Origin of the sequence: Spirosoma fluviale, assembly GCF_900230225.1 — a bacterium.
In the GTDB taxonomy this organism is placed as follows: Bacteria; Bacteroidota; Bacteroidia; order Cytophagales; family Spirosomataceae; genus Spirosoma; species Spirosoma fluviale.
In genome coordinates this window covers 393533-409998 of the sequence record NZ_OCNH01000005.1, presented here as the reverse complement: position 1 = coordinate 409998, position 16466 = coordinate 393533, and the positions used below count along the sequence as shown (strand labels likewise).

The 16466-nt window shown below is 46.9% G+C and carries 14 protein-coding genes and 1 tRNA gene; 8 read left to right on the top strand and 7 right to left on the bottom strand.

Going from position 1 to position 16466, the window contains the following annotated elements; genetic code table 11:
• Positions 1–173 precede the first annotated feature (173 nt).
• Positions 174–821, top strand: coding sequence for a vWA domain-containing protein (locus CRO74_RS24945; RefSeq protein ID WP_097129956.1), 648 nt, complete (start codon positions 174–176; stop codon positions 819–821).
• 97 nt (positions 822–918) lie between these two features.
• On the opposite strand, the gene CRO74_RS24940 is transcribed toward CRO74_RS24945, so the two are convergent.
• Positions 919–2619 (bottom strand): hypothetical protein, encoded by a 1701-nt coding sequence (locus CRO74_RS24940; protein ID WP_097129955.1) that lies wholly within the window; start codon positions 2617–2619, stop codon positions 919–921.
• A gap of 427 nt (positions 2620–3046) precedes the next feature.
• A tRNA-Arg gene (locus CRO74_RS24935) sits at positions 3047–3118 on the bottom strand.
• 311 nt (positions 3119–3429) lie between these two features.
• Between CRO74_RS24935 and CRO74_RS24930 the strand changes: the two genes are divergently transcribed.
• Positions 3430–3699: a hypothetical protein gene (locus tag CRO74_RS24930; protein WP_097129990.1), complete on the top strand. Its 270-nt coding sequence runs from the start codon at positions 3430–3432 to the stop codon at positions 3697–3699.
• A 70-nt stretch (positions 3700–3769) separates the two neighbouring features.
• On the opposite strand, the gene CRO74_RS24925 is transcribed toward CRO74_RS24930, so the two are convergent.
• Positions 3770–4564, bottom strand: a complete 795-nt coding sequence (locus CRO74_RS24925; protein ID WP_245877974.1) for a retropepsin-like aspartic protease — start codon at positions 4562–4564, stop codon at positions 3770–3772.
• Positions 4565–5070: 506 nt separating this feature from the next.
• Here CRO74_RS24925 and CRO74_RS32430 point away from each other — a divergent pair.
• Positions 5071–5400: a LytTR family transcriptional regulator DNA-binding domain-containing protein gene (locus CRO74_RS32430; protein WP_097129952.1), complete on the top strand. Its 330-nt coding sequence runs from the start codon at positions 5071–5073 to the stop codon at positions 5398–5400.
• Between the two features lie 219 nt (positions 5401–5619).
• Positions 5620–5859, top strand: a complete 240-nt coding sequence (locus tag CRO74_RS24915; protein ID WP_097129950.1) for a DUF6965 family protein — start codon at positions 5620–5622, stop codon at positions 5857–5859.
• Between the two features lie 475 nt (positions 5860–6334).
• On the opposite strand, the gene CRO74_RS24910 is transcribed toward CRO74_RS24915, so the two are convergent.
• The 4 genes from CRO74_RS24910 to CRO74_RS24895 form a co-directional block, all read right to left on the bottom strand.
• Complete coding sequence (locus CRO74_RS24910) at positions 6335–6613, bottom strand: hypothetical protein (RefSeq protein WP_097129948.1); 279 nt, start codon at positions 6611–6613, stop codon at positions 6335–6337.
• A 411-nt stretch (positions 6614–7024) separates the two neighbouring features.
• Positions 7025–7249 (bottom strand): hypothetical protein, encoded by a 225-nt coding sequence (locus CRO74_RS24905; protein ID WP_097129946.1) that lies wholly within the window; start codon positions 7247–7249, stop codon positions 7025–7027.
• Between the two features lie 162 nt (positions 7250–7411).
• Complete coding sequence (locus tag CRO74_RS24900) at positions 7412–8902, bottom strand: nicotinate-nucleotide adenylyltransferase (RefSeq protein ID WP_097129944.1); 1491 nt, start codon at positions 8900–8902, stop codon at positions 7412–7414.
• A gap of 88 nt (positions 8903–8990) precedes the next feature.
• Positions 8991–10466, bottom strand: a complete 1476-nt coding sequence (locus CRO74_RS24895) for a S41 family peptidase (RefSeq protein ID WP_097129942.1) — start codon at positions 10464–10466, stop codon at positions 8991–8993.
• Positions 10467–11179: 713 nt separating this feature from the next.
• Here CRO74_RS24895 and CRO74_RS24890 point away from each other — a divergent pair.
• The 4 genes from CRO74_RS24890 (at position 11180) to CRO74_RS24875 (ending at position 16454) form a co-directional block, all read left to right on the top strand.
• A complete protein-coding gene (locus CRO74_RS24890; protein ID WP_179830295.1) occupies positions 11180–14014 on the top strand; it encodes a WD40 domain-containing protein in 2835 nt (944 codons plus the stop codon).
• A 120-nt stretch (positions 14015–14134) separates the two neighbouring features.
• The gene (locus tag CRO74_RS24885) at positions 14135–14827 is read left to right on the top strand and encodes a hypothetical protein (protein ID WP_097129940.1); all 693 of its coding nucleotides are present in this window, start codon (positions 14135–14137) and stop codon (positions 14825–14827) included.
• A 161-nt stretch (positions 14828–14988) separates the two neighbouring features.
• On the top strand, positions 14989–15603 hold the full coding sequence (locus CRO74_RS24880; protein WP_097129938.1) for a M50 family metallopeptidase: 615 nt from the start codon (positions 14989–14991) through the stop codon (positions 15601–15603).
• 2 nt (positions 15604–15605) lie between these two features.
• On the top strand, positions 15606–16454 hold the full coding sequence (locus CRO74_RS24875; protein WP_097129936.1) for a hypothetical protein: 849 nt from the start codon (positions 15606–15608) through the stop codon (positions 16452–16454).
• Positions 16455–16466: the final 12 nt, after the last annotated feature.

Below are 16466 nucleotides of genomic sequence, written 5' to 3'. Positions count from 1 at the left end.
ATAAAGCCGGTTAGCCGAAAGGTTGGCCGGTTTTTTTCTTTGGTGGGGTATGTGGCCCACACAACAGCGAAGTCCATACAGTTCCCTGTTAATCAACCTATTATATTGTTGTCTAAGTTTGCAATCACCCCTGTTTTTTCGTAAATTATAGTCTCATAAAACAACAAAAAACAATGAACACGACGACTACGCACACGATTTTCAACCTGATCATTCTTGATGAAAGCGGCTCGATGGAAAGCATCAAGGCCCCTACGCTCAGTGGTTTCAACGAGGTGGTGCAAACCATTAAAGGGGTGAGCGGGCAGTTTCCCGAACAGTTACATACCGTTACGCTGGTGACCTTCAATAGCCTGGGGATTCAGACCCGTCTGGACAATCAGCCCGCCGACCAACTTATGGAACTAACCGACGATCTGTTCAGGCCCGATGCCGGTACACCCCTATACGATGCCATGGGGCGCAGCCTGATGCGCATGGAATGGCTCACCGAAAAAGAAACCAACTATACGGTGCTGGTCAGCATCCTGACCGATGGCGAAGAAAACGCTTCCCGGGAGTTCACCGGCCGCCAGATTCAGGCGATGGTCGAACGACTGAAGCAGCACAACTGGTCGTTTACCTACATGGGGGCCAATCAGGACGCTCAGAAAACGGCTTCGTCGCTGTCTATTACGCAGTCCATCACCTTTCAAACCAACGAGGCTAGCATGAAGGACCTCTTTGCGCAGGAACGCAAAGGCCGCACGGCATTTTACGACAAACGCAGCAAGGGCGAAACGGTTCAATCTGCCGAAAGTAGTTATTTCATTCAGCCGTAGAAACGACTTACAGGCACCCATTGAGGCATCTGTAAGCCTAACGGCTTAACTACATCCGATTCTTCACGATGAGTGCCTTTCAGAACAACCCATTCAGTTAAGTAAGTGGTACGAGTAGGGTCTGGCCGCTATCGAGCAGCATATTTCCAGCCGCTGTTGTTTGAAGTACCTTCAAACGATAGCGGCCTGCCCCTAACCGGCTCCTCAAAACTGTAACGATAAACCCTGGAGCAAATACCCCTTCTCCTTTCAGCCATCGACGCACCCCCGCCCCTGTAGGCGGAGCGGGCAGGATAAATCGACGTTTATCGGGCATTTCAACCACCAGGTATAACCCTCGGTCCGTGTCATCACTCAGACGCCGGGGCAACTGTTGGTCAATCATCTGAACAAACAACGGATTGAGTCCGATGTATACATTCCCGGCCTCGTTGTTCTGAAGCACCGTGACCTTTAATGAATCGGACAGCAAACGATCTACCCAATGCGCGGGTGGTCCAAACGCATCCGGAAGACGATAAATACCCTGTTTTTGCGCCTGTTGCAATAAACTATCGACTGAATGACGCCAGTAAGGGGGAGCCAGTGTTGTACCATAGTATCGGAAATTAGCAGCATCCGCCTGCCGGTCCTGAAAGCCGGTAATCACTCTGGGCAAACAGGCCAGATATGCGTTGATATTCATTACCACAGCAACTAACACCACACCAGCAGCCAGTCGTCCACGCCAGCGTGAGCCGGCAATGACCAGTCCCAGAAAATAGACTACACAAAGTGCGAGGTGCGCATAGATCTTATAGCGATCCCGAAGGATTTCGGCTGGTGTGCGGTGAATGGCCAGCAAGAGAGCCGTACTCAGTACCACAAGCCCCATCATTAACCATTCGGTAGAGATTGTCGTTTTATTCAGCCGATTTGCCAGCCAACCGCGCTGAATTAACCAGCTTACACCAGCCAAACAAAAGGCACCAGCCAGCAAAGCCCCTCCTGCCATTGGCACTGAAGTTGTAACCATATTGGTAAACGTGCCACCAAGTACTAAACATACATTGGGTAGCCAGGTAACAAACGGATATCGATGTTCAGTTGGTGGCGAAAGCCCCAGCATCAGGCCTAGAACCAGAATCGTAGCGATCAGCCACACACCCAATTCCCTGTTTCGACCCGACTGCCTGGCCAGCAACACTACGCCCACCGGAAATACAATCAACCCATTACCGCTGGTTAAGGTAGCAGCCAGCCCTAAAAGCAGTGGCCAGCCAAGCCACCGTTGGCAATTGAGTTGATGAATCGCTTCAAAGATTAACCAGATTACCGTAAAGTTCTGCAAGGCGGCCATCCCCCAAAACATGTTCTCGTGCGACTGTAGACTGAACAGCCAGAAAGGCAGGGGAAGAAAATACCAGATGGGCCAGGCCATCAACCGATAGCTACGCCAGAACTGCCAGCCAATACCAGCCAGTGCAACATTACCCAACCCAATTAATAACCGGACATCCATCCGGCCCAGCCCATAATAAATGCCTAAGGTCACCAGGCGGTCGTAAACAATCCGATGGGTATTATGCAGAGCTATTAAATCAATGGCCCGGTTGAGCCAGGATTGCCCTGGGTAGGTCCAGCGACTCAAAAACGTCAATAGTACGAAGTCATCATCATGCACGACATCCAGCGCGTACCGGTTCAGCGTCCAGAGCCATACTAAGATGGGTATACTAATACCTAAACAAGCCAGCCCTTTAGATACAGATACCCCACGGCTTACGCGAGGTACGAATTGACCAGTAAACACTGCCATACGATAGAACGATGTAAGGTCAAAAAGAGCTTTCTTATGCGCTTATTGATCTTTTCAGTTGGTAGAGAGCCCGCCAGTCTGTACTGTGTAAACACAAGTTACTCTAGTTACCTAACCAGGGTAATACTGGCCAGCGAGTTGTCATGCAACCTCAATATTAGTCCGTATACATTCGTTACACAAGGTTATTGTTAATTATTAATTTAAAATACTATCAATATAGGATACATATACAAACCTTTGGTTGAAACGACCGGAAGGGCTTCAGGTGAGGGTAAGCACAGGCTGACCGGTAGGCAATTGCCAGGCTGCTAACGTTTTCTGTTTATGGAAGGGGTAAGTCTGGCGAATGTAGAACGAACGGCCAGCATTTGAGCCTGTTTACCGAACAAGAGATTGTTAGGCTAGGCAGAGAGTTTGTAAGAAGTGGCCTTATAGGGACTCGAACCCCAACCAACAGTTCCGAAGACTGTGATGCTATCCATTACACCATAAAGCCATTGCGCAAAAGTACGTCTATTTTCTTTATGCTAACAAGAAAAATTTGACGGATCGTGCTATCTTCCAACGAGGAGTCGCTAAAAAATTAACAACGCCTTAATTTGGCTTTAGCGTACTTTACGGAATGTTTTATCCAGATAACTCCTGATGCTAAAAAACCGTCTAATTCGACAGAATAAGGCAGTTTTCGGCTGTTCCTTAAATTATATATACCTGGTTAGTATTAACATTTCCAGAATAATTACGTTATTTAGATAATTTTATCGTTAAAAAATATCACGTTTATCCTTTTCGTCTAAAATTTTGGGTGTGGGCGCTATTATTAAATTAACAACGAAGAATGTAATTGCCCTTTGGTTTGGTGAAGACACACCGATCCGGCAATACAAAATCAGAATGAATCCTAAAGTGTGGGCGATGTGTGAGCGAGTAAGTCAGGACTTCAAAGCTCCCTCCGGTCGATTACGTCAGAGTGACTATCGTAAGTCAGATAAAGTAGCTTTTGCAACGCTTGTTCTGGAAGCGCTAGAGCAACAGGGTGACGATGTAGAAAAAGACATGTTTGATCTGGCCTACTAAACCGTACACAAACAGATACCTTCGGTTTTGAGAATAGACTAAAAGCTCCCGGTTGATTAACCGGGAGCTTTTAGTCTATTCTGATGAGCTTTTTTCGCTGATCGAACGTGACAACATGCTCTTTCAAAAAACCTTCCCCTACATTAATCTGGTGTGCTTTATCAGAATAATATACTTTCTGGTTTTTTACGCTAACTGACCCCAGCGCCAGTTCGTCATGTAGTACAGCTTCCTGTACAATAAACGTTGTATTAGCTTTTGTCTCCTCCCGTTTATTCGACGTATTGTCGTAGCGAAGGCCTGTTAATTTACCAGTTGGAAAATGCATCGGCAGGTTCGATCCGGTATCGAGGTTGAACAAAAACTCCGTTTGTCCAATCCTGCCCGGAATAACAAAGGCTTTGCTATAACTAAAAACACCTTTCGTCCCCACCTCCAGCGTCTCTTTCGAGACAATCAGCTGGCGCGCCGGTCCGTCAATAGTGAGCAGGTGATTGTAAAAGAAATCCCGGCTTAACACGCCGTCTATCCGTATGTGTTTGGGTTTTGTGTTGTAATCGCCAATCATCATCCTGAGCCCCGAGTTTGTAAGCTGGCCCAGGCTAAGGTTTTCAACAGCAACCAGAATCTCGATTTTCGACTGGTAGATGTCTGATACCTGCTGGTAACCGATGATTTTGAGCCCAATCTCTTTAGCCAACTGACGATCAATACGCCCCATACCGGCAGTTCCCGAATCGATAATAAAATTAAAGGGGCCGCGACCATTGACGTGGACTTTTACATACACCAAATCATCGCTAATGATTACTTCACTTTGCTGCCGGAACGGCTGAGCAATGACCGCGTATCCCGGTCGTAGCATAAGCCCTATCAACATGGTCGTGCATATCCGCACAAAAAAGAGTAGCATCGCTTAAATCGGCAGTCAATAAGGAGATTACGGTAGGTCGACGCTGGTTAGTATTACCCATTGTCGCGCTGGCTTTTCGTTCGTTGAGGTGCGCTCCATCTGAGTTGTCAGGATACAGCTTAAAGATAGGTCTCATTTACCAAATAGCCAGTCGATCGTATTGTTAACGTCTGTTTCTTGATAAGATGACAGGCAGGTTAAGGTTTATTTCGACGTATTTCTTCGTAGGCCCGCAATTTTCCGGAAAGCCCGGTTAACTATAGCTTCTGAGATGCTCTTACGCCTTATCCTCCCACGTCAATTCATGATTTATGTGAGTTACAGGCAACTAATAAAGCTACTTTTTTTACAGCCACAGAATAAATTTCTCCCTTTCCTATTGGATAACATATTTATTTGTTATGTTTGCAAAAGAATATAATAGTTAACTAAGAGTTACCCATAGGTAAATATTAGACATGACTTTTACTAAGTTGAGTACTAACACAGTTCGTATTATGTATTTAATGGGTTGGGGAAATTACACACGCGTATTTTTTATTGATTCCTCTCCAGCAATCAATGCAACCACGCTGAAGAAGTGTGTTGATACGCTGCCCGGATTCATTCGATTAAGCAAAAGCGTGGCTGCCAATCCGGCTCATATATCGCAGATTCGTCGAAAGAGCGATCGATCAGCGGAGTTACTTGTGGCTGGAAACTGGCTCCACGTGAGTCGGCGACGGGTGCCTTTGGTTATCAGCCAACTTGAGACTCATTTTGCTACCAGAAAAAATGCATTAGCTTGATTTATAGAGTATTATATATAGTAGTTCATTTATAATTAGCATTAGGTTAGTAAGTGTTTAGATAGGGATTTATTATTTCAAGGGTTAGGTGCGACATAGCCGGGCAATGCCTGGCTTTTGTTTTTTTTGCAGTAAGCAAAACCCCTGTCTTACGACTTCTGCCTGGGGAATCTTCCTGATTATGGTGTATATAAATAATTTGATGCCTATTTTCGTCTTATGCATTTCAGTAACGAACACGAAGAATTAGAAAATTTCTTTCGCGGCCGATCCCTCCCAAGTGGCCCACAACATGTCAATGAATACAGCGTGTTTCTTAACCTGCCGGGTGCAGTAGCCACTCAAATTCAATGGCTGCATAGTGAAGTAGCCGCTACCAGAAAGTCGGCGGCTGCGATGTTGCAGGAAGTACGCGATTGGTTGCTTCAACAGGCCAGTCCAGATCAACTACCTGATTAGCTTTTGCGCTGTTTCCTTCACTTTACATACGAGTTGTTTAGCCGTGCCGTGGTGATGTGTATGAAGCAACCTCTTGAAGCGGAAGAGCAAGGCTGTAGTGGTCCTTAGTCAACAGGGCTCTTTTCCTTTTTACCACATGAAGAAAAACCCGCAAATCAAATCGCTCACGGGTTTATATATCTTCATTCTTTTTAATTTTTCGATATAAAGCTAACTAATTGTTAACTAAAATACAAATAAGATAACAGATATATATTCGATTTCACCTGAATCATAGTAACTGGTTAGCTGAATTGATAATAAGACCGTTTAACTTACATACGCAAACAAGCAAGATCCCTTTTCAACTAGCAACGGTGTCTTGGCAGATTGTGTAAAGTGGTCTGTATGTCTGAAGACTGACAACAGGCGGGTGATTTCAAGAAAAAAAGGTAGGTACTGAAGCGAATCAATCCGAATGGTTGATCAATTGTCTTTATATACGTCCGACTTCATAAGTGGCACGTCTGATAACTAACTCCGAATTAGCCCGCTCATAATCATCAATGCAGTCTAATCCTAGTTCACTTACCTTGTAACATAACGGTTCAGCAGCCTTCTTTTGAGCTATCTCAACAAGTTCACTCTTGAGTAAACCATTCAGATAATAATCAATCATCAACTGGTTGAGCGTTGTTTTGCGTTGTACTTCGCAGGCTGTTGCACCGCCATACGTTGCCGTAAGAATACAATATTGAGCGAAGGTGATGATCATAATGAATTGTTGGCTTATACCCGTAAGGAGGTTTTAACCAGATAAAACCTGCCTTATGTAACTTAATTTTCCTTACTTAAAATATAAACCCCGTAAATCGCGATTATTTAATATAAATGTATATTAAATTTAACCTATCTAACAAAAAAAATTATTAAAACGTATTTAAGTTACCAGTTAATGTAACAGGAATAGTGGCTGTATGTCGGTTGAAATCTGGTCAATTAAAGACTGCAGCACACCTGCAATGCAGATAAGTTCAACCACAGAGCCGCAAAGACCTGTCAGGGTGACCTGTTAATAGCAAATGGAAGTGGATATTACCATAAGCGCCATAGGTGAGGCCTATAGGAACCAGCTTAGGATACGGTTACCTCGATCGACCTGGAGAATAGGTACGTTCAGCACTACTCAGATAGCTTCTTCAATAGCCAGACGGACCAATTGCCCTTCTCTGTTCCAGAAAATTCCTGCTGTATTATTTTCTCCTAATAGAGCCAGTACAAAGCCGTTTTCGTCGGCGTACTGGCTCATCATTTCCGACATGATCAAACCGTATTCGTACGGAACAACAATTCGTTTCACAGCACCATATGCCGCCCCCGTCCAAACGGTTAATGTTATGTGTTCTTTCATTACTGCCATCTCATTAGATGAACTTTATTCTGCTCATCAACTCAATTGCAGCCTACTATACCCTTACCAACTCTAAAAAACTATCTAGTGGCAAAACATCAACCTTTTCCAGTTACCCTAATTACATCACGTTTGCCACCTGGCCCCGGCTCGCTCTGAACGCTAACTCACAGGAGTTGGTAACGGGGTTGGCATTTGTTCCTCCACCTGCTGCTGGCGCACCTGCTGCCCAATGGGCACATATTCTACCTCGCACGGATAGCCGAACAGGCAGTTGGTTTTTATTTGATCAGCTACTCGGGCGGGTACCATGTTTTCCCAGCCGTCTTCTCCCTGCTGAATCATTTCCAGCACATGATCGGTCGAAATGTGCAGGTTCTGTTCATTATAGTCGGTGATATCCTCGATTTTATCGTTTCGTACCAGGTATTGGAACAGAGGCTCCAGGGTTGGGGGTAGTTTGAATTCGTTGCAGGTATAAATGGCACCGTGTTTCAGGGTTGGATAGACGAATAACTTGACCTTCCGGCTGAACAACGTAGCGAAGGATTCCAGAATACCACCCGGCAAGAACTCGTAGTGTCCTTCTTCGAAAATGTACTCCAGGTTCGGAATACCCACAATCAGGCCTATTTTAAGCCGCGTCAACCGGGCCAGGTACGCAACAAGTTTATAGTATTCGAGGTAGTTGGAGATCATTACCGTCTGGCCCATCGAGCACAGGATGTCGACCCGGTCCAGAAAGTCTTTTTCGTCGATACCCTGTTCATTGGCTTTCAGGTTGTGCAGAGTTAACTCCGCCATCGATACAACCCGGTTGGGATCAACATCCGGCTCATCCTTAAACTGCTTCAGCCCGTTCTCGATCATATCCATCTGGACATTGGTTACGGGGCGCAGTCGGCCGCGCATGACCAGAATATGCTTTTTATACAGGGCTTCGGATGGCTGGAGCACCTGTCCGTCGGGGCCGAAAAGTGCGGCATCCGTAAAGCCGTTTTTAACAAGGTGTAAACTCATCAGGCGGTTATCGACATCGGCAAAGTCCGGGCCGCTGAACCGGATCATATCAATCTGAATCCGTTCCGGAGCCAGATCGTCCATGAGCGAGAGGACCAGCGTTTCGGGCGACTTCGAGTAGTAATAGCACCCATAAATCAGGTTGACGCCGATAATACCCAGGGCCTGTTGCTGCAAAATATTCTCATTGTCGATCATCCGGACGTGGATAATGACATCGTTGTAGCCGGATTCCGGATTTAGCTGAAACCGACAGCCGAGCCAGCCATGCGCTTCGTTGGTTTTCTGATAGTTTAGGGCAACAACCGTATTGGCAAAGGCAAAAAAGGTCGTATCGGAGCCGCGCTTTTCAGCCAACCGTTTTTCGAGTAAGCTATACTCTTTGTTGAGCATCTTTACCAGTCGCGACTCGACCACATAGCGTCCGCTTTCTTCAACCCCGTAGATGGAGTCACTAAAAGTCATGTCGTAGGCCGACATGGTCTTGGCAATAGTGCCCGATGAGCCGCCCGCTTTAAAGAACATAGCGGCTGTTTCCTGACCCGCTCCGATCTCGGCAAAGGAACCATAAATACGACGGTCAAGATTTATACGTAATGCTTTTTGCTTAGTACCTATATTCTTTTCGTACATAGTCTTGTTAGGTTGCTGATGTTAAAGTTACAGGATAAAACGCCAAAAGCAGCCTGTGGGGCTGCTTCAAACGCAAAATAATACAATATTAATGCGCCGGCATCAGCTGTTTATCACTAATATACATGTTCCCTCCTCCGGCTTTTTCATCGAGGGATGAGCCAATAAATGGTCGATCAATTTCTAGAGTGGCCACCCGACGGGCATTTCGCACACCCGCAATTTGAAAAACGGCTTCGCTTAACATCGATTCGCTCAAATCGCCGAAGGGCTTCATGGCTACGGTTGGCTCTTTCACTTCAACGGAGGGCACAAACCCGTTGCCATATTCGGTAAAGCCCTGCGCATTGGCCGATTTAAAGGTAATGGGCTGCATACCCCATTTAATGCGACCCGTAGCGTCCGAAATTGTAATAGAACCAACGTTTTTGCCAACGGTGGTGGTACCAATGGTGGTTACGGTCATAAACGGCCGTAATCCATTTATAATCAACTCGCTGGCGGATGCAGTACTACTGGTTGTCAGAACAAAAACACGGCTTAGATTAGAACCAATGCTGGTAGATTTGTTTACAAAGTTCTGAATATTCCAGTTAGAGCCGTATTTGGCAGCATAGGCAGCCGATGCCGCGGGATTCCACTTCTGAGAGTAGAATACCTTTGAGGCATCTACATTTTTACCGATCGAACTGGCTAGGTTAACGGCAGAACTTACATATCCCCCGCGATTGTAGCGCAAATCCAGCACCAGTTCGTTGACGCCTTTCTGCTTGAACTTCCCAAAAATGTTATCCAGCTTCAGATCGTACGTTTTATCCGTTGTGCCATCTGACGTATAAGTGCCGGGAATAAACTGGTTGTAAACAACATACCCGATCGTTTTTCCATTGATGGTATAGATCGAATCCAGCAAAACAGGATCTTCCTGAAAGACAATAGCCGTTACCTGTTTTGTCTGGTCGGTATCGACTGTTGAGCCGTTCGCAGCTACCGTGGCAAACCCGTATGTGTAGGTATCTGAGCTACCCGATAACAGCTCAGAATAATTCGTACCAGTCAGGGTTTGGCCATTCACTTTTGAGATGATGTCACCTCGTTTAATACCAGCTTTGGCGGCTGGCGAACCGGGCAAAACATACAGCACCGACGCAATGACGGTAGTTCTGGTATTGTCCCGATAATACAGTTTGTATTGCAGGCCGGTTGTTTTCGATTGGCCGCTCAGGGAAGCCTTCAGTGTTTCGGCACTCGGCTGAATCCACGAAAAACGGTCGCCATCGGTATTACTCGTAGCATTGTAGGTATTCAGCAGAGAAGCAAAAAACTTATCCGGACTTAGCGATTTATTAGGGCTGGCCGGGAGTTTATCATTCCAGAAATAGTAGCTCTGCATGTTTTGCAGGATCCATTCGTTTACCTCCGTATCCGTTACAACGCCCGTTGCAACCGTTGTCGACGACAGGTTGCCGGGTGAAACGTCTTCATTTTTCTTACATCCTGTAAGCAGGACAGTAGCCGAAACCGCCAGAAGCAATGCCGGACGCCAAACGTGAAATACCTTCATAGTAAGTTGTTGATGTGCAATTTCGATGCCCACTAATAACGTAATCGAGAGCAAAAAAATTTAGTTGTAACTACTTAATAATAGTTTAGGTCATGTGCTTACATATGAGTAACGTGATGGTTCTGACTATAGTGAGCTAGCCCAATCGGACGTAGATACTACTTTTTTAATAGACTTATACCCAGCAGGCTTCAATCGGCTGACAGCCCGCCTGAAATTATATATCTGCCAAACGATGTCGCCAATCACCTTGGCCACGATACTCGTTAACGCTCTTAAATAAGCTTGTCCAGTTTAGGGCAAAAACGCTTCTATTCCTCCTGAAAACAGCTAATCTGACACGATAGCCTTAAAGGAAAGGCTACTAAAATTTGACTATACTTACCAAAAGGTTATTATTGCATATATATACATGATTGGGTTTTTTATATATAAAAAGGTAAACTTATAGATGCCGCCTTATGGATAAATCTGTACCAGTATTGTCGATTACAGCGATCGTAATAGTATGGGCAACTCTAGTGGTACCCATAACAAACATTAATCGATCATCTACACCTAATTGGGATAATCCAATTCGATCCACACCCTGTAAAGTAGCTTCCGACTCATTACGCACTCCTCCTATGGATGGTGAAGATGCGACGGCATTTACGCCTGATGGTCATTTTTTTGCATTAGCCCATCACAAAACTATCCAAGTTTTTAATCGTTTGTCCGGGAAACTTGTCCGGGAGATAACCATTCCCCGCAAGGAGATTCGCACGCTTGCATTTAGCCCCGATGGCACCTATCTGGCAGCAGCAGGCAACGCAGGTAGTATTTGGGTCTGGAATTGGCCTACTGAGATACAATTAGTGGCGTCTTTGCCTGGGCACCGCAAGGATGTGAACAGCATTGCCTTTAGTCCTGATGGCAATTACATTGCCTCTGGTAGTGATGATGAAACAGTCCGCGTATGGGAGTGGCGTAAGCGCAGTGAAATCAGGCAGCAGAATCTGTCAATTAAGGGAGTCAAGGGCTGGTTTCAGAATAACCACATCCGATCCGTTGGCTTTAGCCCCGATGGCCGGCAAGTGGTTTGTGGCGGCACCGATGAGATCGTATGGGTTTGGCCCTGGCTGGAAAATTCATCGGCAACGGCATTTGAAGGACACAGTGGAGATATCAATCAGGTGCTATTTCTGCCTGATGGTGAGTCTGTCATGAGTGCAAGTGACGATAAAACGGTACGAATATGGTCACTATCAAACCCTGATTATGTACGAACCTTTCCGGCTGAAGATGACGTATCGGCTGTAGCCTATCAGCCAGGATATGTGTTGCTGGGGCAACGCAACGGCCTGATACGGGTACACAACGAGGTCACCAAAGACACGATAAAAACCTTTGACACCGGCCACCGTCGTTTGCGCGGATTAACCCTGAGCCGCGACGGGTGGTACCTACTGAGTGTAGGCACGGAAAAAGCCGTGTACATCTGGGAATGGGCCTCCGGCGTTGAACAAAAAAGGCTTCAGGCGGCAAACATCGACCCAAGGCAGGGAGTCGAATGCCTGGCCATCAGCCCGGATAGTCGACTGGTACTAGCGGGCGGACGAGGAACAAACAACCTCAGAAGCTGGCAGGCTAAAGACGGACGGCAAATTCATACCTATAAAGGGTTCCGGCGGGTGGTAAAAAGTATGGAGTTTAGCCCTAACGGCCAGTTTTTGGCCATTAGTAGTACAGACAGCTCAGTATACGTCTATGAAACCAACCGGCCCGACCAACCTGTATATAAACTCCGGTTACCGGTTCAAACCATTTCGTTAGACTTCAGCCCCGATGGACAATGGCTGGCTTTAGGCCGTTCAGATGGTATAATTTCACTATGGGACTGGACGGCAGCACGAACCTCAACAGATAGCCTGAAAATGCCAGTAGGATCGGTAGAATGTGTACGATTTTACGATAATAAATTTCTCGTTTCCAGTGGTAACAGTCAGGCAATCATAGTCTGGGACTGGCGCTTGCGAAGCATAAAAAACAGGCTGATTGGCCATACAGGCTCGGTATACACACTGGCCTTTAGCCCCGATAAGCAGTTAATGGTCAGTGGTGGCACCGATAACTCGGCCCGGGTTTGGAACTGGGAACAGAAACGGTGTATCGATACGGTGATACACCAGTCGTGGGTACGGAGTGTGTGTTTTAGTACCGATGGGCAATACGTGGTCAGTAGCGATCAGAACGGAACTATTCTACGCTGGGCACCGCAAAGTCCCGAACCACCCCGAACCATTGCTGCCACCTGCAAGCCAATAACCGCTGTCCGGTTTAGTCCCGACCGCCAGTATATTTTTAGCGGAAGCAACGAGCCAGGGGGGCGCGTATCCGTGTGGTGGAGTGGTTTACCACCCGTTGTCATGGACACCGAAGAAGGCTCTGTTTATGTGAGTTGGGTGGGCCAGCCACCGGCACAGATTAGTGCGCCCACGTATACCGCACATGCCCTACTGATAGGAGCCGACCCTGCTCTGAAAGATAGTGTTAAACTATATCTTAATGCACAGCCTGTAACAGGAGGCAAAACACTAGAAACCAGAAGTATCAATCGGCCAGATGGAGGTTTCGACCTCGAAAAATCCGTGCAGTTGAGCGAAGGAACCAACACACTTCAATGGCGTATGACGCGTACAGGATTGCCCGATGTAGTGAGTTCGACATACACGATTCGGTACACACCCCCTTCCAAACCAAACCTGTTTGTTTTTGCCTTTGGGATTGTTAACCAGTCCTCAGACCTTACTCCGCTTCTTTATACCGTGCCGGATGCCATCGAGTTAGCAGAGGCCCTGAAACAGCAACGGGGTAAACTATTTGATGAGGTTGACGTACAGACATACACGACATCAGCCGAAACCTCCTGTCAGAAAATACGGGAGACGTTTGAAGAGATAGGCCAGATGGGCGACAAAATTCTGCCTAAAGATTTGTTGATCGTTTTTATTTCTGGCCACGGTCAAACCGTTCGTGGAGCGTTTCGTATCGCCGGAAGCGATTACTCGAACCGAAAAGCCAGTACAACCAGCGTTGATTTACATCGTGAAGTGTTTGCTCAGTTGGCCGAACTTGAATGCAAAAAATTAATCCTGCTGGATGCCTGTCATAGCGGAGATGCCAAATTTGGCAGCCGTACCACCCCGTCTGTGGAAGATACCCAGCGTATACTGGCAAACCTGCCCCCACAATCTGTACTAATTACCAGCAGCAAAGGCGACGAATCGTCCTGGGAAGACAAAAGCTGGGGACATGGGGCTTTCACAAAAGCGTTGCTGGAAGCTATTGAAGGAAGAGCCAATAAAAATGACGATCAGACAACAACGGTTCGGGAGCTGTATAAATACCTGGAGCAAACAGTTCCAACCATGGTGCAAAGTCTTAAAAATAAGCCACAAACCCCGCTCCTAAAAGCCTCAGATGCTAATTCCCAACTCGATAAGATACCGCTCTTCTGGCATGGCTCAACAACCAAAACCTATCCTAACCAACCCGCTAAACACTAACACGGTTTCATGAGTCACCACTTCGCTTTTTTGCTGATTGCATTGCCCTTGAATTGTGGGGCACAAACCATAAACCCGTCCGCCGAATTTTATCGCCACTTCCGATGCAACCAAAGGATAATGGCCAAAAGCCGCCCCGATATACTGTTTGAAAGCACCCGTCCCCAAACCTATCGCTTTACGGAACAATCGGTGGGCATAAATCCCAAACGGATGGCAACGTACCCCGTTTTCACCCCGCTAACACCCAAACACAAGGCCTTAGCTCCCACCATCAACCGGCAAATTCGTCAGTGCTTACAGAACAAAGGATTGAATCTGTCAGAACCCGAAGATCAACCCTCTCAGGGCATAAAATATGAAGTCGTCGTAATGAACGAATCTTTTTTTTCGATTCATCTCTCGCTGACAACCTGCGGCAATCGCTGCCACTACGCCACGGTTTCGTTCAACTACGATCTGCAAACGGGCAAGCAAGTGTCGAACTGCGAACTGTTGGCCCGGCTGGGAATAACCGACCAACAGTTTGAAAAGGCCGTTCGCCAACGATGGAAAAAGCTGGCGATTCTGGAATACGACAAAAAATATCCGTCTTTCAAGGAGGTCAGAGCGTATAGAATCGCCGATGATGATGACGAAGAAACGGATGAACAAAACCGCTATCGTAGCGGGCCTTTTGACCTGATTTTACAAGAAGCCTCCTTGTTACCCGTCGTCTATCAAAATCAGTTCTACCTGCGGCTGGGGTTTAACCTCTCGGTATTCAACCGGACCGCTGTGGGCTATACAGATTTAGTGGTTGGCCACCCCTGACGCTATCGGCAGCAAACCGTCAGCAGGTAGTCTGATGGCAGCAAAAAGAACTGTTGGTTTATTGATTCAATCCTGACCAAAACAGTCCTAAAATTTTTTTAATGAACTGATGAGATTCGGGCACGCAGCTCCGCTAAACACCAAAAGCAACTTTTCTGGATATGTTTCGCAAAATGGTTTTTCTGTTACCCGCCGTTTTTCTGGCCTGGCGCTGCGCGCTTCAGCTTTGGGCACACAGCCAGTATGTGGTTTCGCACGCAAGTCGGTATAGCGGCTTGTTGGTTGGCGCGTGCGCATTTGCGGCCCTTTGGGCCATGCGCAACCGGTGGTCGCTGGTGCAAAACTGGCTCACCTATTTTGGCACCAAAGTACACGAAGGAGCACACGAAAAAATGGCCTTTCTGTCGGGTCGGCGGCTGTTTGGCTACAACATTCAGCAGGATGGAACGGGCTATATCATCTACGAAAACACCGGAGCGTCGCCCCTGATTACGCTGGCCCCGTATTTCTTCTCCTACACCAGTCTGGGCCTGCTGGCGCTGCGGTGGCTTATGCTCTCCGAAGGACGGGTTTACGTCGATGGGCTGATTGGCTTTCTGCTGGCATTCCATACCTACGCGTTTCTGACCCAAACCCGGTATTACCAAACCGACCTTCAAAAAATGGGTCTGGCCTACTCGACCGTATTTATCCCGACAATGCACCTGATTACCTACGGGCTATATGCCTGGGTCATTGGCGGCTTACCCATACTATCCTACTTCAAGCTTTTCTGAGTATGCCCCCAAAACACCACCATCGCCCGTTTTTTGCTTTTTTCCTGTTTCTTCTGCTTTACCCGGACAGCCACTTGCTGGTCGCTCAGAACAGCCCTGCCAAAAAGCCCCGCTCCGCATTCGCCCGGCACTTTCGGTGTCAGCAAACGGTGGTGCGAAAACCTTCTCCGCAACAATTCGCGGATATGTTTGATCGCCAACCCGTCAACTCATACCGGATTGCGCCTAAGGCGGTGAAGCGGGGGAAAACAAGGGTTAACTACCCTGTTTTTAAGGCCATCAGCCAGCAGCACAAACCGTTTGAAAAGCAAATTAATGCACTCATTAGGACTTGTTTTGAAGAGGAGTGCAATCAAACGGATTTTAGTGACAGCCCCCATGGGCTGGAACAATTCTGGTACGAAGTAGTGGTACAAAACGAATCGTTTCTGTCTATTCATCTGACAGGCAGGACATGCAGTAACCATTGCCACTATTATAGTACCTCGCTGAATTACGATCTGAAAGCCCACAAACGCCTGTCGAACTGCGGCCTGTTGGCGCGGCTGGGCGTTAGCGATCAGCAATTTGAGAAAGCCATGCGCGCCCGGTGGTCTAACCTGTATGTGGGTGAGATAGAAGGTCAGTACCCTTCGTTTCAGAAAGTGAAGCATTTGGCCGAAAAACGCGCTCTGTACGAAGGAGATAAGCTAAACCGGTATAATGCCTCGTTTGATGAGGTTCTCAAAAAAGCATCGATGCTGCCCGTGGTGTACAAAAACAGGCGGTATCTGCGACTCGGTTTTTTCATAAGCGGGCCATCGCAGGACTTAGTCGGATTTACAGATTGGGCCTTACCTGTGCAACAATAAACCTATTGCCAT

What these genes read in the sequence shown, in the direction of transcription:
- CRO74_RS32430 (WP_097129952.1), top strand. Translation starts at nt 5,071, where the DNA reads ATGACTTTTACTAAGTTGAGTACTAACACAGTTCGTATTATGTATTTA.
- CRO74_RS24895 (WP_097129942.1), bottom strand. Translation starts at nt 10,466, where the DNA reads ATGAAGGTATTTCACGTTTGGCGTCCGGCATTGCTTCTGGCGGTTTCG.
- CRO74_RS24875 (WP_097129936.1), top strand. Translation starts at nt 15,606, where the DNA reads ATGCCCCCAAAACACCACCATCGCCCGTTTTTTGCTTTTTTCCTGTTT.
- CRO74_RS24880 (WP_097129938.1), top strand. Translation starts at nt 14,989, where the DNA reads ATGTTTCGCAAAATGGTTTTTCTGTTACCCGCCGTTTTTCTGGCCTGG.
- CRO74_RS24915 (WP_097129950.1), top strand. Translation starts at nt 5,620, where the DNA reads ATGCATTTCAGTAACGAACACGAAGAATTAGAAAATTTCTTTCGCGGC.
- CRO74_RS24900 (WP_097129944.1), bottom strand. Translation starts at nt 8,902, where the DNA reads ATGTACGAAAAGAATATAGGTACTAAGCAAAAAGCATTACGTATAAAT.
- CRO74_RS24885 (WP_097129940.1), top strand. Translation starts at nt 14,135, where the DNA reads ATGGCCAAAAGCCGCCCCGATATACTGTTTGAAAGCACCCGTCCCCAA.
- CRO74_RS24910 (WP_097129948.1), bottom strand. Translation starts at nt 6,613, where the DNA reads ATGATCATCACCTTCGCTCAATATTGTATTCTTACGGCAACGTATGGC.
- CRO74_RS24925 (WP_245877974.1), bottom strand. Translation starts at nt 4,564, where the DNA reads ATGCTACGACCGGGATACGCGGTCATTGCTCAGCCGTTCCGGCAGCAA.
- CRO74_RS24940 (WP_097129955.1), bottom strand. Translation starts at nt 2,619, where the DNA reads ATGGCAGTGTTTACTGGTCAATTCGTACCTCGCGTAAGCCGTGGGGTA.
- CRO74_RS24945 (WP_097129956.1), top strand. Translation starts at nt 174, where the DNA reads ATGAACACGACGACTACGCACACGATTTTCAACCTGATCATTCTTGAT.
- CRO74_RS24905 (WP_097129946.1), bottom strand. Translation starts at nt 7,249, where the DNA reads ATGAAAGAACACATAACATTAACCGTTTGGACGGGGGCGGCATATGGT.